Here is a 20828-nt window from a genome sequence, read left to right as displayed (position 1 = left end):
GCGTCGCCGGTCGCCTGTCCCCTGGCGCCCCTCAACTGGGGCGCGTCGTCTAGACGCGTCCGCCTTGGAAGCGGCGTCGCTGCGCCTCGGCTTCGATCCTGCGCTGCTCACGCAGGAGAGCCCGGTACTCGGCCATGGCCTTCCACCGGAAGAACCGAGGTGCCGCGTTGAGCCGCTCGCGGGACTCGATCACCTGGGTCGCGATCTTCTCTCGCTCGGCACGGAGGATCGTGTCGGACGATTCCTCGCGGGCCTCCTTGGCCGTGAGGAGCCTCGGGGAGGCGCCGATGTCATCCATCGTCACCTTGACCCACGCCGCGGTGAGCAGGAGCACGGTGCAGAGCAGGTTGAGGAAGATCATGAGGCCGAGGAGCACGGCGAAGGAGGCGACGAGCGGATTGCTCGTGGCGCCGCCGATGAGCGCCGTCGAGATCTGCTTCAGGATGCCGATGATGATCGCCCCGAGGAAGGCGGCGAAGAACAGCGAGCGCGTGGGGATGCGCAGGCCGGCGAGGATGCGCAGGATGCCGGCCAGGACGACGGTGTCGAACGCGAGGAGGATGAGGACCGTCACGATGCGGATGACGACGAGCGCGAATCCGCTCGACTCGTCGATGCCGACCGTCTCGAGCAGCGACGAGAGGAAGGTCGAGGAGAGCACCGTGAGCGCGGTCGAGATGGCAAGGGCCACGGCGAACGCGAGGAGGAAGCCGAGGTCGATGAGCTTCTGGACGACGAAGCTCCGCTTGGTCGCGACGGGGACGTCGAAGATCGTGCGGATGCCCGTGCGCGCCTGCCCGAGCCAGCCGAGCGCGGTGCCGAGGGTACCGATGAGGGCGATGGCGCTCGCCCAGCCGAAGGCGCCCGTGCTCTCGAGGAGGCTCGGGTCGATCGCGCCCTGCTCGCCGATGAGTCCGGGCAGGGATGAGTTGAGCACTCCGATGAGCCCGTCGCGGAGCTCGGTGTTCGTCGCGAGGAAGATGCCGGCGACAGAAAAGAGTAGCCAGATGCCAGCGAAGATGGAGAAGATAGCGGAGTAGGCCATGCCGCCGGCCAGCACCGAAGCACTTCTCGCCCCGAAATGGGCGAAGACTCGGGCGGGGCGGGTAGCTTGGGCCCAGGCGATCAGTGCTTGCATGCGCTCGCCGAACGGCGCCTCCGGGGGGAACTTCGGAAACGGCGGCGCGAAAGTGGAACTGCGCGAACTCTTGGTTGAGTCTTGCTCGGTCACGGTCGAAGCCTACGTTGCTGTGCCGATACGCTGTCTGAGTTACCAGCACGAAGGAGTTGCTATGAAATACACGGGGTTTGGCGTCGGGACCGGCGTCGCTTTCGGTGAAGTCCTGCGCATGCCTGATCCGCTCCCCGAACCGGCCGACGAGCGCGCCACCGGCGACGCCGCGACGGAGTACGAGCGTGCGATCGCCGCACTCCGTGAGACCGGCGAGGCGCTGACCGCTCGAGCAGCGACCGTCGACGGCGCGGCGAAGAACGTGCTGGAGTCGCAGGCCATGATGGCTGCCGACCCGTCGCTCGCCGACAGCATCAAGGCGGCCACCGAGGGTGGCAAGACCGCCGAGCGTGCCGTCTTCGAGTCATTCTCCTCGTTCGCCGAGATGCTCAAGAGCCTCGGCGGCTACCTCGCAGAGCGCGCCACCGACCTGGGTGACGTCTCGCAGCGCGTCATCGCCCTGCTCCGCGGCGTTCCTGCACCCGAGGTGCCGTCGAGCGACACCCCGTTCATCCTGGTCGCGCACGACCTCGCGCCCGCCGACACGGCCAAGCTCGACCTGTCGAAGGTGCTCGCGCTGGTCACCCGTGACGGCAGCCCGAAGGCGCACACCGGCATCCTGGCGGCCGAGAAGGGCCTCCCCGCGGTCGTCGCGGTCAAGGAGGCCGACAGCCTCCGCGACGGCGAGACCATCGTCGTCGACGCGGCCAAGGGCCAGGTCATCACCGAGCCGTCCGCCGAGCGCATCGCGGAGGCCCAGGCCGAGATCGACCGCGTCGCGGCGATGAAGGCCGCTCCGGTCGAGCCGGGCGAGCTCGCCGACGGCACGCCCGTGCAGATCCTCGCGAACATCGGCAAGCCCGTGGATGCGGAGCGCGCGGCAGCGCTCGGCGCCGAGGGTGTCGGCCTGTTCCGCACCGAGTTCCTCTTCCTCGACAGCGACACGGCCCCGTCGGTGGAGAAGCAGACCGCCGACTACACGGCGGCGCTCGCCCACTTCCCCGGCAAGAAGGTCGTCGTGCGCGTGCTCGACGCCGGTGCCGACAAGCCCCTCGCGTTCCTCACCGAGGCCGACGAGCCCAACCCGGCACTTGGCCTTCGCGGCATCCGCGTCCTCATGAAGAAGGAGCAGATCCTCCGCGACCAGCTCCAGGCGCTTGCCAACGCGCAGGCTGCGACCGAGGCGAAGGTCTGGGTCATGGCTCCCATGGTCTCCGACGCGCACGAGAGCGAGCACTTCACGGCGCTGGCTCGCGAGTACGGCCTCATGACGGCTGGCAGCATGATCGAGGTTCCCTCGGCTGCGCTCCTGGCCGAGCAGATCCTGGAGACGAGCGACTTCGTCTCCGTGGGCACCAACGACCTCACGCAGTACACGCTTGCGGCCGACCGTCTCCTCGGAAGCGTCGCGGCGTTCCAGGACCCGTGGCACCCTGCCGTGCTGCGCCTCATCGAGCGCATCGGCGAGGCGGGTGAGCACCACCAGAAGAACGTGGGTGTGTGCGGCGAGGCCGCGGCCGACCCGAACCTGGCGATCGTGCTCGTGGGTCTCGGCGTTCGCTCGCTCTCCATGGCTCCTCCCGCGTTCGTCGAGGTCCGCGCCGCGCTCAAGCGCGTCACGCTCGAGCAGGCGAAGGAGATCGCGCACCTCGCGATCTTCGCGAAGTCGGCCGAGGGTGCGAAGGGGCGCGTCGTCGACGCACTCGCGACGCGTGGTGTCATCACGACGGCCGTGCCGGTCGTCGAGGCGTAGGCCTCACTCTGCAAGCGCTGCCGGTTCACCGGCGGGCGTCGCAGGTGTCGAGCGGGGCGCATCCGGATTCTTCCGGATGTGCCCCGCTTCTGCGTGCGCGGGGTTCCGCATCCGACGGCTCGGCGCTATAGTTGTACACAATCTAATAACGACGGAGCGTGCATGCCTGATCCCGGCCCCGTGGCCGCTCTCGAACGCGTCACGGTGCGATACGGGGCGGGTGCGCCAGCGCTCGACGGCATCGACCTGCAGATCCGACGGGGCGAGATCCTCGGCATCGTGGGGGAGTCCGGCGCCGGGAAGTCGACGCTGCTGCGGCTCCTCGATGCCGACGAGACGCCGAGCGAGGGGACGGTGCTCATCGAGGGCGCAGACCCGTCTGCGATGCGCGAGCGCGAGCGTCGTGGCCTGCGCCGCCGAATCGGGATGGTCTTCCAGAGCTTCAACCTGCTCGCGAACCGGACGGCGCGGCAGAACGTCGAGCTCCCGCTGCGGCTCCAGCGGCGCAAGGATCCGGCGTTCGTCGACGAGCTGCTCGACTACGTGGGTCTCGGCGATCGCGGCGGTGACTACCCGGCTCAGCTCTCGGGCGGGCAGAAGCAGCGCGTCGCCATCGCACGCGCGCTCGTGACGCGGCCGCCGCTGCTGCTCTGCGACGAGCCGACCTCGGCGCTCGACGAGCGGACGACCAGCGACATCCTGCGGCTGCTCGCCTCGACGCGCGAGGATTTCGGCACGACCATCGCGCTCGTCACCCACGAGCTCGCCGCAGTCAAGGCCATCTGCGACCGGGCCGCTATCCTCGACCGGGGCCGCCTGCAGGGCATCGTCTCGGTCGAGCACAGCGCGCGCGACGACCGCGGCTCCTACGCCGAGCACGCGAAGCGGATGCTCGAGTCGTGATGGAGCTCATCGACAGCATCGCCTCCTCCCTGACCGGCAACGCCGACGCGATCGGCCAGGCCCTCGCCGAGACCGGGTACATGCTCGTGTTCTCGCTCGCGGCGGCGGTTGTGCTCGGGCTACCGCTCGGCGTCCTCATCTACCTGACGCGGCCGGGTGGGGTGCGCGAGCATCGTGGTCTGTGGCGGATCGCCAACCTCTACGTCACCGTCGTCCGGTCGTTCCCCTTCCTGCTGTTCGTGGTGTTCCTCATCCCGCTCACGCGCCTCGTGTTCGGCACGACGTTCGGCACGCAGGCGGCGACGTTCCCGCTGTGCTTCGTGGGGGTCGCGATCTACGCGCGCCTCGTCGAGCAGATCCTGCTGGAGGTGCCCTCCGGTGTGATCCACGCCGCCAGGTCCATGGGCGCCGATACCGGGCAGATCATCACCCGCTTCTTGTTCGTGGAGGCGCGCAGCGGGCTCGTCTACGCGCTCACCTCGGCCGCCATCAGCCTGCTCTCGTACTCGACGGTGCTCGGTGTCGTCGGGGGCGGAGGGCTCGGCGACTTCGCCCTGCGCTACGGGTACCAGGAGTACGACTACCCGCTCATGTACACGACCATCGTCATCGTCATCGTCTGCGTGCAGCTCCTCCAGACCGGGGGCCACCGGCTCTCGGTCGCCCTCGACCGCCGCTGACTCCCCGTCGGACGACGCCCATCCGCCTCCTGTACGACCCGAAAAGGAACCAACCGCCATGAGACTCCGCCTCCGCTCGATCGGCGCCGCACTGGCTGTCGGCTCCCTCGCCCTCCTGACCGCAGGGTGCTCTCCGTCCGCCGGGGAAGCGGGTGGCGACGTCGTCACGATCAAGGTCGCCGCGACGGTCACGCCCATGACGGATGTCGTCGAGGCGGCGGCCGAGGTCATCGAGAAGGGCTACGAGATCGAGCTGGTGCCCGTCTCGGACTACGTGCAGCCGAACGTGCTCGTCGAGAACGGCGAGATCGATGCGAACTTCGTGCAGTTCGTGCCCTTCATGGAGGAGTTCAACACGAAGAACGACGCCTCGCTCGCCGGGGTGAAGCCGATCTACTCGACGGTCGTGGCGTTCTACTCGAAGACCCTCAGCTCGCTTGACGAGCTGCCGCAAGGCGGCAGCGTGGTCATCCCGAACGACAGCGCGAACGCGGCACGTGCCCTGCAGCTGCTCGCCGACCAGAGCATCATCACGCTCGACCCGAGCGTCGAGCGGTTCACCGCGAAGGTCGCCGACATCACGGAGAACCCGCGCGAGCTGACGATCACGCAGGTCGACCTGCTGCAGCTCAACACGGCGTACGAAGAAGCGGATGCCGTCTTCAACCTGCCCTCGTTCGCGCGCCAGCTGGGGCTGACGCCGGTCGACAACGGTCTCGCCGTCGAACAGGACCCTCAGTTCGCCGTGACGCTCGTCACGCGCGAGGACAAGCTCGGAACGCCCGAGATCGCGGCGCTCGAGAAGGCGTTCACGAGCGACCACGTGCGGGAGACGCTCGAGTCGCTTGACGTGCCGCCGGCGTTCTAGATATCCCGCGAGCGGGCGGGCGCCACGAACTTGCGCAGCAGGATCGAGGCGTTGTGCCCGCCGAAGCCGAAGGAGTTCGAGAGCACGGTTCGGATGCGCGCGGGGCGGGCCTCGCGCGCCACGACGTCCAGCTCTGGGAACTCGGGGTCGTCGAGGTTGAGGGTCGGTGGAATCAGGGAATCGCGCATGGTCAGCAGCGAGATGACGGCCTCGAGCGCGCCCGCGGCGCCCAGCAGGTGCCCGGTCGCGGACTTGTTGGCGGTGACGGGCACCTCTCCGAGGCGGGCGCCGAGCAGCTCGCGCAGGGCGGCGGTCTCCATGGCGTCGTTCAGCGGCGTGCTCGTGCCGTGCGCGTTGACGTGGTCGAGCTGGTCGGTGCTGAGCTTCGCATCGTCGAGGGCGGAGCGCATGGCGGCGATCGCGCCGCTCCCGTCCGGCCTCGGCGCCGTCGGATGGTAGGCGTCCGACGTCGCACCGTATCCCGCGATCTCGCCCAGGATCTCCGCGCCCCGTGCAAGTGCGCTGGTCTCTGACTCGACGAGGAGGGCGGCCGCTCCGGCCGACATGACGAAGCCGTGGCGTCCGCGGTCGAAGGGCCTGCTGGCAGTCTCGGGCGCATCCTCGTGGCCGAGCGCGAGGGCACCGAGCGTGGCGTTCACGGCCAGGTTGACGCGGTTGAGGCAGTCGTCGGCCGCGACCACGAGCACCGCGTCGGCGTAGCCGTGTCTGATGGTGCGCATCGCCTCGCCGAGCGCGACGGTGCCGCTGGCACACGTCGCCGAGAGCCCGGCACTCGCCCCGCGCGCGCCGTAGCGTTCGCTCAGGTACGCGGCTGCCGCGTCGGGGCCGCCGTACACGACGACGCCAGGCGGCACCCGGCGAGGGCCTGAGGCATCCAGGATGCGCGCGGCATCCTGGGTGAGCGAGACGGGTCCCGAGCCGGTTGCGATGGTGACGGCGAATCGGCTGGCATCGAACGGCAGGGCGCCAATGGCGATGCCCGTAGCGCGCATCGCCTCGTCCGCCGCCGCGACGGCGTAGTGCGCGTGCCGGTCGAGTCTCGCGATGTCCCGCTTGGGGAGGTGGGAGGCGGCGTCGAAGCCGCGCACCTCTCCGGCGACGCGCACGGCGAGGTCGGAGGCGTCGACGCCGGCGATGAGGCCGATGCCGCTCTTGCCGGAGACCAGCGACGACCAGGTGCTCGCCACGTCGAGCCCGTTCGGCGTGACGGCTCCCACGGCGGTGACGACGGCGCGGTTCACAGCCGGTCCGCGTCGCCCGAGTCGACGAGCTCGAGCACGGCGGCGCGGCGGATCTTCCCGCCGGCGGTCCTCGGCAGGACGCGGGCACGGTAGAGGCGGTGGGGGACGAACTGCGGCGCCAGGTGCGCACGCAGGTGCGCGAGCATCCGCGTCTTGGCGGGCAGCGACTCCGCCTCGCCCTCGACGACGACCGCCACGATCGAGCCGAGCGTGGCGTCTGGGAGGGCGACGGCACAGCACTGCTCGCAGCCGGGCAGGGATGCGAGCGCGCGTTCGACCTGGGGCAGGGACACCTTGTGGCCGCCGGAGACCGCGACGTCACCTGCACGGCCGAGCAGCTGGATGCGCCCGCCCGCGAACGAGGCGAGGTCGCCGACGCTGGCCCAGCCGTCGGCATCCGTGATGCGCTCTGCGCTCGTCGCGGCGAGGTAGCGCTCGACGGCTGAGCCGACCCTGATGTGGAGCGTGCCCGTCTCGCCGGTGGGCACCTCCGCACCAGATTCGTCGCGCACGCTCACCTCGACGCCGCCAAAGGGAGTGAGGCTCGTGCCGTCGCCCGCGTCGCTGTACCCGATGAAGCCGATCTCGGAGGCGCCGTAGTAGCTGCGCAGGTGCGCCGTCGGGAGCGTCTCCTCGAAGCTGCGGCGGATGTGCTCCGGCTGGTTCGCGCCGCCAGTGATGACCTCGAGCAGGGAGCCGAGCGGCTGCTCGGTGCGACGTGCGGCCTGCAGGATCGCGAGCAGCATCGCGGGCACGCCGACGAGGCGCTCGACGCGGTCGGTCGAGATGGTCCGCGCGGTGGCCTGCGCGTCGAAGCGGCTCTGCAGGAAGAGGGAGCCGCCAGTCGCGAGGACCTCGACGAGCGCGTAGAGCGTGAGGCTGTAGGAGAGCGGGCCCGGTGCGATCGTCGAGCGGCCGTCCTCGATGCCGAGGTACCTGCGGCTGATGTCCACATTGTGGTCCCAGCTGCCCCGGGTTCGCAGGAAGCCTTTGGGGAGGTCGGTCGTGCCCGAGGTGAACAGCAGAAGGAACGGCTCGTCGCGGGGTCGGACCTCGGGGCCAGGCGCCGAGTCGCCTCGCCGAGCGAGGGCGTCCGCCGCCACCGAGTCGAACGTGGCGAGGGAGACGACGGTCCCGGCGAAGGGGGAGGCCCGGAGGCGCTCCTCGAAGCTGGGGTCGTCGGTGATCACCAGTGCGGGTTCGACGCGCTGCAGGATCTCGAGCCGGTGCTCGAGCGGCCACAGTGGGTCGAGGACAGCGGCGACGGCCCGGAAGGTGATGGTGCCGGTGAGGAGCCGCGCAGCGTCGATCGCGCGCGACAGCGAGACGGCCACGATCGGCACGCCTCGTGTCTCAGCCGACGAGGCGCCGAGCGCGACGGGTTCGGACGAGCCGAGGAGGGTCTCCACCCCCGCGCGCACCGCTGCGCACGAGCGGGAGAGCTGACGGTAGGTGAGCCGCTCGCCGTCGCCGGCGAGCGCGATGCGATCGGGCCTGCGGGCGGCGGTGTCGATGAGCGTGCGGGTGAGTGGCACCAGTCGAGTCTAGGACGTGCCCCTGGCCGGCTGCGTGGGGAGCCAGCCAGGGGCACGTCGATCGGGTGGCTAGTCGAGCCCGCCGCGGAAGCGAGTGATGTACGCGGCGTGGTCGGCGAGCTCCTGGGTGACGCGCTCTGCCGACCAACCGGCCGCATCCGCCGCGACGGCCGCCGACTCCTCGGCGACGGAGACGGCGAGGTCGCCCTCGAGGCCGACCATCGTGCGCCGATGCAGGATGTCGCTGAGGTGCACGGCGCTCTCCTGCTCGATGGCGAACACGATCTCAGCGGCGACGATGGCGGAGGGGCCTTCGCCGATGACCGCCGCGAGCTGCGTCCTCTCCGCGGCGAGGGCGGCGATCTCGAGGGCGCGGGCGCCGTAGACGCGGACGAGGCGGTCGGAGATCGCCTCGTCCCACGGGAGGTCGCGTCTGAGGTTCGTGCGCCGCAGGGACGTGCTCGGCCACTTGCTCCAGGATGCGCCGGGCAGGGTGGCCTTGGCCGCGCCGGAGGCGGGCAGCTTCCGCCCGAGGAGCTTGTCGGCGATGAGGTCGACGGTCTCCTTCGCGAGGCTGAGGTGCGGCGTGAGCTTGCCGCCGACGATGCTCACGAGGCCCAGGCGGTCGTCGTGGGCGGTGATGATGTGGCTGCGCGAGATGGCACCGGTCTTGGCGGCGTCGACGAAGGGCAGGGGGCGGACTCCGGTGTAGCTGTAGAGCACGTCGGCCTTGGTGAGCTTCGCCTGTGGGATGACGAGGTTCGTCTCCTTGAGGATGTACTCGACCTCCGCCGCGGTGCCGCGCGCCTTGCCCGGGTCGCCGTCGAAGCGGTCGTCGGTCGTGCCGATGAGGTACTTGCCGTTCCAGGGGATGACGAGGATCGCGCGGTTGTCGGTGAACGCCTCGTAGTAGATGGTGGCGGTCGGGGCGCCCGGGAACTCGTCGACGACGAGGTGCGTGCCGGTGGTGCCGCCGATCTGCCGCTTCACTCCCGCGGGCAGGGAGAGCTCGTCGAGCCAGGGGCCTGCCGCGTTGACGACGGTCTGGCCGCGCACCGTGAAGCGCTCGCCGCTCGTCAGGTCGGTGGCCTCCACTCCGGTCACGGCGGTGCCGTCGCGGACGAGGCTGTCCACGCTCGTGTAGTTCGCGACGCGCGCGCCAGCGTCGCTTGCGCTCAGGATCGTCTCGAGCACGAGTCGCTCCGGGTACGCGATCTGCGCATCGTAATAGTGGAGTCCGCCGCCGAGGCCTCTGCGGCGGAGGCCGGGGAACTCGGTGGCGAGCTCCTTCACGCCGAGGTGCCGATGCGACGGCAGCGATTTCTGGAGGGAGAGCACGTCGTAGAGGATCATCCCGATCCGGAACATCCAGCCGGGGAGGTGATTGTGCTTGTAGAGCGGCACGATGAAGGGCATGGGCTCGATGAGGTGCGGCGCGATGTGGAGGAGCGCCTCGCGGTCGTGGAGCGACTCGTAGACGAGGGGGATCTCCCCGTGCTCCAGGTAGCGGAGGCCGCCGTGGATGAGGCGGGAGTTCCAGGCGGACGTGCCCTCGCCGAAGTCGCTGCGTTCGAGGAGGGCGACGCTCAGGCCGCGCATGGCGGCTTCGCGGGCGACGGCGGCGCCGTTGATGCCGGCGCCGACGACGATGACGTCGAAGGTGCGGCTCGCGAGTTCGCGTGGGCTCGCACGCGGGAGTCCGCGGTGGAGGGAAGTGCTCGGCGTCGTTGCCATGGTGCTCCTGACCCGGTCGTGCGGCCAGGCCGCGAAACGAAGTTGTACGTACATGTTCGCACAGGATTAGACTTGCGGCGAGTGCGCTGCTGAGAGTGTCCTCGACGACCCTGAACGCCACGACTACGGAGGAACAGCGATGACGCTGCCAGCCATGATGATCGGTCACAGCTCGAAGTCCTACGCGACCCTCGCCGACACGCGAGCCTGGGTCGCCGAGGTCGTGGGCGAGCTGAGGGGGAGTCCCCGCAGCGGCGACGGCATCTTCCTCTGCACGCCCGACCCGGTCATCTCGATCGCAGGCAACGCGCTCGACGAGATCGGAGCGCAGGTCGGGGCGCAGGATGTCTCGCCCTTCGGTCTCGGGGCCTTCACCGGCGAGACGGCGGCCGAGGTGCTGTCGGAGGTCGGTGCGACGCTGGTCATGGTCGGGCACCCCGAGCGCGCGAAGCTCCTCGGCGAGACCCTCGCCGACGTGCGACAGAAGTGCCGTGCCGCGTCCGACGCGGGAGTGGTCCCCATCCTGATCGCCGGGGAGCCGGAACGGGGTGAGGCGGCCAGGTCGATCATCGACCGGCAGCTGACGGAGGCGTTCGCGGATGTTCCCGGCGACCGGCCGATCGTCGTCGCCTACGAGCCGAGCTGGGCGATCGGGCAGCCCGAGCCGGCCCCCGGCGACTACGTGGCGGCCACCATCGCGCATATCCGCGGGCAGCTCGCCGGTCGCTCGGGGGACGTGCGCATCCTCTACGGCGGCAGCGCCGGGCCGGGGACCTTCGCCGCCATCTGGGATGCCGCGGAAGAGCTCGGCGCGGGGCACCCCGATGGCGTCTTCCTCGGACGCTTCGGCCTCCGGGCGGCAGGCTTCCTGGAGACCGTCCGCGAAGTGCGAGCGGTGCAGGACCAGCTGGCGAGCAATGCGCCACGCATCGATCGCGGGTAGGGTGCTGGTCATGTCGAGTCCCGAGTCAGACAGGTCAGGGGCTGCCGGTCACACCGCCAGCCCCGCGAACCGCTAATCAGTCGTACCGCCCCGCACGCTGCGGGTGTGAGTCCGCTCTCTCGGGCAGCTGGCCGTGGTGACAGGAGTTCCCTCTCTTGATCGCTCACCTCGGAGTCCTCGATGCCCTTTGCCCTGTACCTGCTTGCCCTGGCCGTCTTCGTCATGGGCACATCCGAATTCATGCTCGCGGGTCTGCTTCCCGCGATAGCCGCAGACCTCCACGTCTCGGTCGGCACCGCGGGTCTCCTGACCTCGGCCTTCGCGATCGGCATGGTCGTCGGTGCGCCCGCTATGGCGGCGTTCGCTCGACGCTGGCCACCGCGGCTGACGCTCATCGTCTGTCTCTGCATGTTCGCGGGATGCCACGTCGTCGGCGCGGTGGCGACGTCGTTCCCGCCTCTGATCGTCACGCGGGTGCTCGGTGCGCTCGCGAACGCGGGGTTCCTCGCGGTAGCCCTCGGCGTCGCCACGACACTCGTTCCGCCGGACCGGAAGGGGCGTGCGCTGTCGATCCTGCTGTCCGGCACGACGATCGCCACCGTCGCTGGCGTGCCCGCGGGCGCTCTGCTCGGCACCGCGCTGGGGTGGCGCGCGACGTTCTGGGGGATCGCGATCCTCTGTGTCCCCGCCCTCATCGGGATCGTCCGGGGCATCCCGCAGAGGAACGCTCGGGACGAGGCGAGCGGCGTCGCGCCGAGTCTGCGCGCCGAGCTCGCTCAGCTGGCGTCACCGAGGCTCCTGCGAGCGATGGGGCTCGGCGCGCTCATCAACGGCGGCACCTTCGCGGCGTTCACGTTCCTGGCACCGGTGGTGACCGACACTGCGGGGCTCGACGAAGGGTGGGTTCCTGTCGCGCTGGTGCTGTTCGGCGTCGGCTCGTTCCTCGGCGTCACGATCGCGGGTCGGATGTCCGATCAGCGCCCCGGCCTTGCCCTCGCCGTCGGCGGCCCACTGCTGCTGGCCGGATGGATCGCGATGGCCTGCGGCGCCACCCACCCTGCGTTGCTCCTCGCTCTGGTCCTCGTGCTCGGGGTGCTCTCGTTCGGAGTCGGCAGCACGTTCATCGCCCGAGTCCTGTACGAAGCCTCCGCAGCGCCCACGATGGCCGGCTCCTACGCGACCGCTGCCCTGAACATCGGGGCGGCCGCCGGACCGGTACTCGGTGCGCTCGGGCTCGCACTGGGGGTGGGGGCGCTCGCGCCAATCTGGGTCGCCGCGGCGCTCACCGTCGTCGCGCTCCTCGTCATGATGCTCTCGCGAGACTGGACGCCGCGGGCGAGTACGGCGTAAGCCGCCGTGACGGCGTCCGCCTCGGTCGCCTGGTGCTCCGAGAAGGCGCCTAGATCCAGGGTTTGGCGGGCGGCGCGGTGTCGAGTGGCCGGCCCTGGAAGTCTGCGGCCGCAACTCCCGACAGCGACCGACCAGTTGCCCATGCGAGCAGGTCGGAGAGCGTGCCGGAGACCCGCAGGTCCGTGTCTCGGACCCCTGGCCCGCATTCGGCCGAGGCCCACGGGTGGAACGCGCTCCGGTCATCCGTCGCCACGGCACTGACGAAGTGGTCGTGACGAGCCCAGGTGTCCAGGACCTCCTGCAGGATGCGTCGCTGGAGGACGGCGGGGACGTCGCTCGGGGTGACTCCGGCGTCGAGGTCGATGAGGTGCATCCACAGCTCGCGGGTTCTCAGCTCCAGCGTGTCCCTCACCGCGAGTGGCGACCCCCGTCCGTCCCGGACCTGGTAGTCCCAGCGGTCCTCGGGGAGCGCGGACCAGGCGGCCTCGAAGCTCCGCGCCTCCGCCGCCGAGAGTCGTGCCAGCTGCGCGGCGGTCAGCTGAGACCCGGCCTCGATCTCTGCATCGCGTGCCGCTCGGGATTCGTACATGGGGTTCCGAGACCCAGTCGCCGCCCAGTCCACGAGGCGAGCCAGCGCGCGTGCGTTGTAGGCCACGTGCGCGATGACATGGGCGCGCGTCCAACCGGGGAGGAGCGAGGCGTCCCGCAGATCCCCGGCGTCCAGGTGAGAGAGGGCTTCGTCGAAGCGTGCTTGCGCATGGAGGACTTCTCGCAGACCCTCCGCTGTCTCGCCAGGGGTGCCGGGAGCTTGCCTGCCCCCGGTCGGGGGTGTGCTCTGGGCGGTCGCATCGGACACGTTCATCTTGCTCCTGCTCTCTTGTCTCTGATCGTCGTGGGAATCGGGGCCGGGCCGCCAACGGCGGAGCTCCGCGAGTCGTAGCTGAGCTCTCCGCCCAGTACTGTCGCGACGACCTCGATCGCCGAGATATCCGTCGCCGAGATCGGCGAGGACGCGAGCACGGTCATGTCGGCGAGCTTGCCGACCTCGAGGGTGCCCTTGTCTCGCAGCTGCCCCGTTGCCTTCGCGGCCCACTCCGTGTGCGTCCGCAGTGCTTCTTCCGGCGTGATTCCCTCGCGCGTCCCGAGGATCTCGCCGCCCGCGGTGAGGCGGTCCACGGCTGACTGCATGCCTCTCCTGAGATTGTTGTCTGCCACTGGCAGATCCGACGAGCCGGTGAGGATCCCCCCGGCATCGATGATCGACCGCCCACGGTAGAGCCAGTCGCGGCGTCCTGCCCCGACCCGCTTGAGGATCTGGTCGCCGAGGGGCCCGATGAACCCTGCTTGAGGGGTCACGGCGATTCGCAGGCGCCCGGCGCGTGTGACCTGGTCTGGTCGGGCGATCCCGAAATGCTCGATCCTGCACGGCGCCGGGAGGGGGCCGTAGAGCGAGTGCGCTTCCTCGATCAGGTCCAGAGCGAGGTCGATGGCGGCGTCGCCGATGGCGTGCAGCGCAAGCGGCCAGCCCGAGCGGTAGATGGCGAGCGCCTGCTCTCGGTAGTGCGCAGGCTCATCGAGCAGGTACCCGCGATTGTGGTCGTGCCCGCAGAAGTCCTCGGTCACGGCTGCCGTCGCGCCGAGCAGTGACCCGTCCAGGAACACCTTGACGTGCCCGAACCGCACCTCGTCGGTCCCGAAGCCGAAGCGCACGCCCAGATCGAGGCCCCTCCCCTCGCCATGGCCGTGGAAGTCGGCTGGGTGCGCGTGGAGCGGACGGAGGGCGTCTGCGGCCGGCATGAGCTGAGCGCGAGCGTGCAATGAGCCTCGCTCGGCCGCGGCCTGGTAGGCGGCCACCTCGACAGGGCTGTGCCCGATCCAGCCGCCGCCGACGCCGGCCTCGGAGAAGCTGGTGATGCCCTCGGCGGCGTACCTGGCGGTTGCAGCTTCGATCGCGTCCACGAGCACATCCTGCGAGTAGGGCATGAGCAGTGCCTGGACAAGGCCTTGCGCTGCCTCTTCGAGCACACCGGTCGGTGCACCGCTCTCGTCCAGGAGGACAGCTCCGCCTGCTGGCGGTTCGAAGCCGTCCCGGAAGACGCCGATCCTTCGAAGCGTCTCGGTGTTGACGATGGAGGCGTGTCCAGACGTGTGGCGCATGGAGAGCGGGTGATCACCGGTGATCTCGTCGAGCCGCTCGAGGCTGGGGTATCTGCCGTCATAGCGAGCCTGATTGAAGCCCGTCACGTGGATCCAGGCGCCAGGCTCGTCGTCGACCGCAGCGACAGCTGCCTCTATCGCGCCGTACAGGGATGCGTAGGTGGGGCTGTCGCCGGCGTCGACCGCCCCGAGGCTGAGCCCCCACCATGCTGTGTGGCAGTGCGCGTCGATGAATCCCGGGGTGATGCAGGCGTCGCCGAAGTCGATCTCCTCGCGAGCACTGATGCCGGTGAGGTCCTGGTCGAACCCGACGATGCGTCCGTTGAGGATTCCGACGCAGCTCGCCTTCGGTCGCGCCCGGTCCATGGTGAGGATCTCGTGGGCCCGGATCTTCACGTCGATGTGCATGGTGCTCTCTCTTCCCTGTTGCTCGTTGCTCGCCCTGATCCGCGCGACGAGGTGCTAGTGCTTGAACCCCGGAAGGCTGACGCTGAAGCGCGGCGCGATGGCACCGCAGACGGCAGTGATGATCGAGATGAGTGCCAGCATGAGGGCGGCGGGCCACCAGGAGTCACTGGCCGTCGCGACCAGTCCCGTGACGATGAGCGGGACGAAGCCGGCCACCATGGCGGCCGTGTTGTTCGCCACCGCCACGCCCGTGTACCGGGTTCTCGCGGGGAAGAGTCCGGTCAAGACGGCTCCCGTGCCGGCGTAGGGGAACGACAGAGTCGACACGGCCAGCACCATCGCGAGGATGACCAGGGTCGGGATACCTGAGGTGAGCAGCATGAAGGCGGGAATCGCCACGATCGCGGACGCGATTCCGCCCCAGAAGATGACGCGGCTGGAGCCGAACCGCGCCCCGAGTCTCCCGGCCCAGACGATCACGAAGATCTCCGCCGTGGCGGCGGCGATCGTCCCGAGAAGCATCAGCCACGGTTCATAGCCGAGCACGTTGACGCCGTACCAGACGCAGAAGGTGGTGACCAGGTAGAAGCCGCCCATGCCGAGGAGCGAGGCACCCAGTCCGACGAGGATCTGGCGCCAGCTGTGCTTGAACGTCGTCCGGACCGGCGTCGGCGCTGTCTCGCCGGCCGCCTCGAGCTGGCGGAAGACCGGTGATTCTTCGAGTCGGCTGCGGATGTAGATGGCGATGAGCAGCAGCGGAAGGGAGAGCAGGAACGGGATCCGCCAGGCCCACGAGTCGAAGTTCTCCTGCGTGAAGAAGAACGTGATGAGGAAGAACCCGCCTGACGACAGGATCGTTCCGATCGGAGAGCCGATGAGGGGGATGACCGCGTAGCGCGCCCGCAGGTGCAGGGGAGCGTTCTCGACGACGAGCGTGAGCGCTCCCGACCATTCACCTCCCACGAAGAGCCCCTGGACGACGCGGAGGAGCACGAGCAGGATCGGGGCTGCGATGCCGATCGCCGCGTAGGTGGGCAGGATGCCGATGAGCCCGGTGATGAGGCCGATGCCGATGATGGTGATCATCAGCGTCTTGCGTCTCCCGATCCGGTCGCCCATCGCCCCGAAGATGATGCCGCCGAGCGGGCGGGCGGCGACGCCCACACCGAACGTGGCGAACGAGGCGAGCGCTGCTGCGCTCGCGTTCTCGTTGGTGAAGTACTGCACGTTGAAGACGAGCGCTGCGGCTGCGCTGAAGAGGAAGAAGTCGTAGTACTCGAGTGCGGTGCCGACAAGTGCGCCGATGGCGACCTTGTTGGCGTCTCTTGAGCTCAGCTCTTGTACTGCGCTGTACTCGATCGTTGCTGTCGGTGCGTGATGGCTCATGATGATCTCCAGTGAGGATCTGGCCGGCAACCGCCGTATGCGGGGGCCCACAGGAAGCCTCCCAGGAGGTTCGTCATCATTTCGGGGGCATCGGCTCCCATCTTGCTCCCTAAATCAGTGCATCTGCACATAATGTGGAGGTCATGACCTCACCCTCCCGTTCGGGGATCTCCCGACATCCCCGAACGGAGGACCGCGAGCGCTGGCTCGCGATCATCGACCTGATCGAGGTGCCGCAGCTTGTCGAAGCGTTCATGGACCTGATCTTCACCATTCCCGGCTACGCCTCGTCATTGGTGCCGCGATCCGAGATTCGCAGGACGGCGACCCAGGCGTTCGATGCGATGATCGACGGGCTCAGGGAGGGTGGCCTGCCGGACGTGGTCGAGGTGGCCAATCGTGTCGGTGTCTCACGCGCCCGTGCGGACGTTCCGCTCAGTTCCCTGATGTCGGCCATCCACGCCGATTTCCAGGTGCTCTGGGAGGCCGTGACTCGGACCGCGTCCCCCTCGGACGCGGGCCTCATCGTGCGGCACACGGCCGTCGTCATCCGAACCGTCGACGAGTACGCCCACCGGGCGCAGCGCGCGTACGTCGCCGAGCGTGAACGCATGCAGGGCGAGGCGTCGGCGGTGCTGCAAGGCCACATCGCAAGTCTCTTCGAAGGGGCTCCGGCGAACGATCGGCTCCAGGCTGTCGCCGCGCATCTCGGTGTGCAGGTCTCGGCGCCTCTGCTCGTGTGCGCCGCCGTGGGGTCGGACACGGAGGCGCTGCGTCTGCTGCTCGCGGACTTCGATCGGGTCGGCACGCGATTCTTCACGCATACGGTCGCCGACGGGATCATCGCCTTCGCGCCACGGAGTCCGTGGGGTGACCGGACTGCTGCATCCGCCGCCCAGCTCCAACGCCTGCGGGAGCACCGGGTTGGCCTGGTGGAGGCTCGTCGCGGGCTCCCCGAGCTCGGTCAGACTGCTCAAGTCGCTCTGTCTCTCGCTCGTCTGCTCGGCCCAGACGAGGTCGACGCTCTGACGTGGGAGCGGGGGTGGGCGCGTTTCGCGAAGCGCGCAGTCGTCGATGCGGGGGTGCCGCTCCTGGCGGATGTCGATGCGGCGCTCGCTCGCTGCGGCCCCTCTGAGCAGACTCGTCTACGGGAAGCGGTCGTGAGCTATCTGCGGACCGGGAACATCAGCGCGTCGGCGGCAGAGCTCTTCTGCCACCGGAACACGCTCGGCAATCGCCTGCGGCGGTTCGCCGAGGTCACGGGCCTGGACCCGATGCTGCCCGGCGATGCCGCACGACTCATCGTGGCCTGGAGCTAGGACTTCGTGCGAGAGACCTTGTCCGGAGCCGATGGTGCCGGGCGATCAGCTCTGAGGCACGCCTAGTCGAGGGTGCCCCAGGCTGCGATGGCCGCGTCGAGCTCCGGTGTCTGCCCGTCGGAGTCGCGGACGTCGCGGCCTGCGAGCGCCGCGTCGATGGCCTGGTGCATGGCGAGGCCTCCCGACGCGGGTCCGCCCGGGTGCCCCTGGATGGCGCCGCCGACGCCCAGCACGATGTCGTTGCCGAGATCGCCGACGTACGTCGCCACGGTGCCCGGGTGCACGCCGCCGCCGATGATGGGCGCCGTGCTGCGGAGGCCAGGGCGGGGCACCTTGAGCTGCTGCGCGGTCTGCAGGTACTGCAGCCGCGTGATCGGGTACCCGCCGTACGGAGTGTTCACGAGCGCGAGGTCGGCTCCCGCGAGGCGGGGGAGCAGGCCGCTCGCGATGGGCGAGGTCATGCCCGTCGTGGCGTTCTCGAAGTAGGGGGCTGAGCCGGCGAAGTGCCCGAGGATAGGCACGTCGACCGCGTCGGCGAGCGCCTCGACCGAGCCGTAGCCCACGTTGGCGTAGCAGACCATGACGGCGCGAGCTCCCGCATCCACGGCTCGTCTGGCAGTGTCGAGCATGCGGTCCGGCCGGTCGGAGACGTTCGGGATGTACATGGTGCGCCGGCCGGTGACCTGCGCGGCGCGGTCGAGCGCCTCGTTGTAGGCGATGACACGGTCGACGACGGGCGAGAAGGCGGTGTTGCCGAGCAGCTCGTCGTCTTTGATCATGTCGATGCCGCCGAGTGCCGTCTCGTATGCGATCGCGGCGCCCTCGTCGGGGGTCAGGCCCGTGCATGGCTTCAGCATGTTGAGCAGCAGGGGGCGCGACTCGACGTCGAGCACCCGCCGGAGCCCCTCGATGCCGAAGCGGGGGCCAGCGAACGCGTCGAGGCGCGCTCGCGGGAACTCGAGGTCGACGAGCTTCGCCTCGAGCGACGTGGAGGCGTCGTTGCCGATGAGCGTCGTGAGCAGCTGCGGGATCGAATCCCCGATGTTCACTGCCGGCACGCCGATCGTGGCGAAGTACCAGCTCGCGTCGTCTGGCGCCGAGGTCGTCGTGTCGGCGGCCGGGATGGGCTGGATGCGCACGATGCGCGCCTCGTGCCTGTCGCGCAGCTCGCGCGTGAGGCCGGGGACGGGAAGCCAGGTGCCGGTGGTCTGGCCGACTGCGAAGCGCTGGACGACGGCGTGCGCGTCCTGGCTCGCCGGCAGCGTGAAGACGTAGCTCGCGAGGATCAGGTCGCGCTCGAGGGCGAGATCGGCGGGGACGAATTCGATGTCCATCAGTGGTCCTCCTGCTGCTCGGCGAGCTCCTGCTGTTTGGCGGTCGGTGCCGGGGCATCGGCGCCGATGCTCCTGGCCAGCTCCTCGAGGATCTCGGCGGCACCGTCGTGGGCGTGGTGGCCGACGACGCCGATCGCGATGTCCTTGACCTCCTGGCGGGCGTTCTCCATCGCGAAGGGGAAGCCGATCTGGGTGAGCCAGGCGAGGTCGTTGCCGCCGTCGCCGAGGCCGAGGGTGTGCGCTGGGTCGACGCCGTGCTCCTCGAGCATGGTCTCGAGCGCATGCCACTTCGTCGCATCCGGCGCCACGAACTCGAAGAAGCAGTACATGGAGCGGGTGCCGGACGGCGCGGCGTCGAAGATGCGGTCGGCGACCTCGTCGAGTTCCGCCTCGCTGCCGAAGAGCATCACCTTGGTGATGTCGTCAGGCAGCTCGTCGGGATCGCCGACGATGATGTCCCGCTCGTTGAGCTCCCGCAGCATCCGCGAGCACTCGCCGTCCCGGTCGACGTAGATGTCGGTGACCGACCACCAGGTGCGTTCGAGCCCGAGGCGCGCGCCGAGGTCCAGGATGCGCCTGGCCTCGGCGTGCGTCATCGGCGTGATCGTCGTGTTGGTGTCCTCCACCGGGTCGAAGATGACCGCCCCGTTGTTGCTTGCGACCGTGTTGCGGATGCCCGCCTCTCGCGCCAGCTCGAGCACGTTCTGTCTCGCCCGTCCGGTGAGGAGGATCACCGGGATGCCGTGCTCGACGAGCGAGCGGAGGGCTGCTGTCGTGCGCGGGGTGAGCTGGTGGTCGGCTCCGGCGATGGTCCCGTCGACATCGAGCGCGACTGCGCGCACGGTGTCGAGGTTCACGGATGCTGGCACGAGGGGGTGCTCCTTCGGGTCGGGTCGGGTCGGATCGAGGTCAGGCGGTCGGGCGTCGAGCGGCTGCGTGGTGCGGCGGGTGCTTGGAGCTCGTCGTCAGCCGGCGGCTCCGAGGACGGCGCCGAGGCCGAGCACGATCGTCGTCGCCGGCCAGATGGCTGCTGCCGGCGGGTCGATGTGCGTGTCGCCGTGAGACTGCCACAGGCGGGCGAAGAGTTCCCCGAACCAGGCTCCCAGCACGCCGGCCGCGGCGCCGATGATGATCGCGAGGGCGGCGTTCTCGCCGACCAGGGGGTAGAAGGTCGCGGCCGCGATGGAGGCCGGCAGCGTGATGTGGTGCGTGACCGGCACTGGCTGGCCTGCGGAGAGGAGGATCAGGGAGAGCGCAGAGATGCCGAACACGAAGGTCGACGCGTTGGCGGCTTCCGGGAAGGCCTGCAGCAGCGTGATGGAGATGAAGGAGGCGAAGAGCCCCGCTCCGACGCCGAGCGCCGTGTTGATGCCGAAGCTCTCCTGGGCGCGGATCCAGGAGCCGGCGTCGTTGGGCTCGAAGGAGTCGAAGCCGCTCTTGCCTGAGTTGTTCCGGGCGAAGACCTTGGTGCGCCCGAAGAGGACGCGGGCGAGGATGGCGCTGATGACGACGGTCAGGGCGACGGAGTCGGTGATGGCGCCGAAGCCGGGGATGATCGCGATGAGCTTCTGCACGAAGTAGCCGAAGAGCCCGAAGACGGCTCCGACGGCGAGCACGTCCGGCTTGGCGAGTGCGGCGAGGGGCAGGACGATGTCCTTGCCGTTCTCCATGTAGCCGCGGCGTGCCGCGTACGCGGTCGCGGCGACACCGCCGGCGAACGCGATGTGGGGGCCGAAAGCGGGACCGAACGCGAGGCTGCTGATGATGGGTGCATCCGGGACCGCGACTTGTGCGACGAACCCGACGATGACGAGCACACCGGTGAAGACGAAGGCGTGCAGACTTCCGATCGCTGCTCCGAAGAAGCCACCTGCCAGTGCGGCGAGGATGGAGAACAGGTCGATTTCCATGGGCGAGGCCTTTCTCGACACGCGTCACCGTTGACGCGAACTCCCATGAGCATAT

17 protein-coding genes are annotated in these 20828 nt (G+C 69.5%); 7 read left to right on the top strand and 10 right to left on the bottom strand.

Annotated features, from left to right (window positions below; all coding sequences use genetic code 11):
* Positions 1-49: 49 nt before the first annotated feature.
* Positions 50-1138: a YihY/virulence factor BrkB family protein gene (locus C5E05_RS10040; RefSeq protein WP_104341843.1), complete on the bottom strand. Its 1089-nt coding sequence runs from the start codon at positions 1136-1138 to the stop codon at positions 50-52.
* A 154-nt stretch (positions 1139-1292) separates the two neighbouring features.
* On the opposite strand from C5E05_RS10040, the gene ptsP reads away from it, so the two are divergent.
* The 4 genes from ptsP (at position 1293) to C5E05_RS10020 (ending at position 5435) form a co-directional block, all read left to right on the top strand.
* Positions 1293-2984 (top strand): phosphoenolpyruvate--protein phosphotransferase, encoded by a 1692-nt coding sequence (gene ptsP, locus C5E05_RS10035; protein WP_104243127.1) that lies wholly within the window; start codon positions 1293-1295, stop codon positions 2982-2984.
* Positions 2985-3146: 162 nt separating this feature from the next.
* The gene (locus C5E05_RS10030) at positions 3147-3887 is read left to right on the top strand and encodes a methionine ABC transporter ATP-binding protein (RefSeq protein WP_104243125.1); all 741 of its coding nucleotides are present in this window, start codon (positions 3147-3149) and stop codon (positions 3885-3887) included.
* Positions 3887-4567, top strand: coding sequence for a methionine ABC transporter permease (locus tag C5E05_RS10025; protein ID WP_104341842.1), 681 nt, complete (start codon positions 3887-3889; stop codon positions 4565-4567). The genes C5E05_RS10030 and C5E05_RS10025 overlap by 1 nt, the downstream gene beginning before the upstream one ends.
* Positions 4568-4625: 58 nt before the next feature.
* Positions 4626-5435, top strand: coding sequence for a MetQ/NlpA family ABC transporter substrate-binding protein (locus C5E05_RS10020; RefSeq protein WP_104341841.1), 810 nt, complete (start codon positions 4626-4628; stop codon positions 5433-5435).
* On the opposite strand, the gene C5E05_RS10015 is transcribed toward C5E05_RS10020, so the two are convergent.
* From C5E05_RS10015 to C5E05_RS10005, 3 genes are all read right to left on the bottom strand, one after another.
* Complete coding sequence (locus tag C5E05_RS10015; RefSeq protein WP_104341840.1) at positions 5432-6697, bottom strand: beta-ketoacyl synthase; 1266 nt, start codon at positions 6695-6697, stop codon at positions 5432-5434. The genes C5E05_RS10020 and C5E05_RS10015 overlap by 4 nt on opposite strands.
* Positions 6694-8232, bottom strand: coding sequence for a class I adenylate-forming enzyme family protein (locus C5E05_RS10010; protein WP_104341839.1), 1539 nt, complete (start codon positions 8230-8232; stop codon positions 6694-6696). Before C5E05_RS10010 ends, C5E05_RS10015 begins: the two co-directional genes overlap by 4 nt.
* Before the next feature lie 69 nt (positions 8233-8301).
* A complete protein-coding gene (locus C5E05_RS10005; protein WP_104306012.1) occupies positions 8302-9966 on the bottom strand; it encodes a glycerol-3-phosphate dehydrogenase/oxidase in 1665 nt (554 codons plus the stop codon).
* A gap of 139 nt (positions 9967-10105) precedes the next feature.
* Here C5E05_RS10005 and C5E05_RS10000 point away from each other — a divergent pair, with 139 nt between their 5' ends.
* Entirely contained in the window at positions 10106-10909 is an 804-nt protein-coding gene (locus tag C5E05_RS10000; protein ID WP_104341838.1) for a triose-phosphate isomerase family protein, read from the top strand.
* Between the two features lie 180 nt (positions 10910-11089).
* The gene (locus C5E05_RS09995) at positions 11090-12259 is read left to right on the top strand and encodes a Cmx/CmrA family chloramphenicol efflux MFS transporter (protein ID WP_104341837.1); all 1170 of its coding nucleotides are present in this window, start codon (positions 11090-11092) and stop codon (positions 12257-12259) included.
* 49 nt (positions 12260-12308) lie between these two features.
* Here C5E05_RS09995 and C5E05_RS09990 read toward each other — a convergent pair whose 3' ends face one another.
* The 3 genes from C5E05_RS09990 to C5E05_RS09980 are packed head-to-tail and all read right to left on the bottom strand — an operon-like array spanning position 12309 to position 16210.
* Positions 12309-13121, bottom strand: coding sequence for a maleylpyruvate isomerase family mycothiol-dependent enzyme (locus C5E05_RS09990; protein ID WP_104299696.1), 813 nt, complete (start codon positions 13119-13121; stop codon positions 12309-12311).
* The gene (locus tag C5E05_RS09985; protein WP_104306016.1) at positions 13118-14824 is read right to left on the bottom strand and encodes an amidohydrolase; all 1707 of its coding nucleotides are present in this window, start codon (positions 14822-14824) and stop codon (positions 13118-13120) included. The genes C5E05_RS09990 and C5E05_RS09985 overlap by 4 nt, the downstream gene beginning before the upstream one ends.
* A 54-nt stretch (positions 14825-14878) precedes the next feature.
* On the bottom strand, positions 14879-16210 hold the full coding sequence (locus C5E05_RS09980; protein WP_104341836.1) for an MFS transporter: 1332 nt from the start codon (positions 16208-16210) through the stop codon (positions 14879-14881).
* Between the two features lie 143 nt (positions 16211-16353).
* Between C5E05_RS09980 and C5E05_RS09975 the strand changes: the two genes are divergently transcribed.
* Positions 16354-17529 (top strand): CdaR family transcriptional regulator, encoded by a 1176-nt coding sequence (locus tag C5E05_RS09975; RefSeq protein WP_104341835.1) that lies wholly within the window; start codon positions 16354-16356, stop codon positions 17527-17529.
* Between the two features lie 62 nt (positions 17530-17591).
* On the opposite strand, the gene C5E05_RS09970 is transcribed toward C5E05_RS09975, so the two are convergent.
* From C5E05_RS09970 to C5E05_RS09960, 3 genes are all read right to left on the bottom strand, one after another.
* Positions 17592-18863, bottom strand: coding sequence for a RuBisCO large subunit C-terminal-like domain-containing protein (locus C5E05_RS09970; protein WP_104243102.1), 1272 nt, complete (start codon positions 18861-18863; stop codon positions 17592-17594).
* Positions 18863-19732, bottom strand: coding sequence for an HAD family hydrolase (locus C5E05_RS09965; RefSeq protein ID WP_104341834.1), 870 nt, complete (start codon positions 19730-19732; stop codon positions 18863-18865). The genes C5E05_RS09970 and C5E05_RS09965 overlap by 1 nt, the downstream gene beginning before the upstream one ends.
* A 96-nt stretch (positions 19733-19828) precedes the next feature.
* The gene (locus C5E05_RS09960) at positions 19829-20773 is read right to left on the bottom strand and encodes a hypothetical protein (RefSeq protein ID WP_104243097.1); all 945 of its coding nucleotides are present in this window, start codon (positions 20771-20773) and stop codon (positions 19829-19831) included.
* Between the last annotated feature and the right edge of the window lie 55 nt (positions 20774-20828).

Source organism: Pseudoclavibacter sp. AY1H1, assembly GCF_002931055.1.
In the GTDB taxonomy this organism is placed as follows: domain Bacteria; phylum Actinomycetota; class Actinomycetes; order Actinomycetales; family Microbacteriaceae; genus Pseudoclavibacter.
Note: the sequence above shows the minus strand (reverse complement) of the source record. Positions and strands in the feature narration are given on the sequence as shown.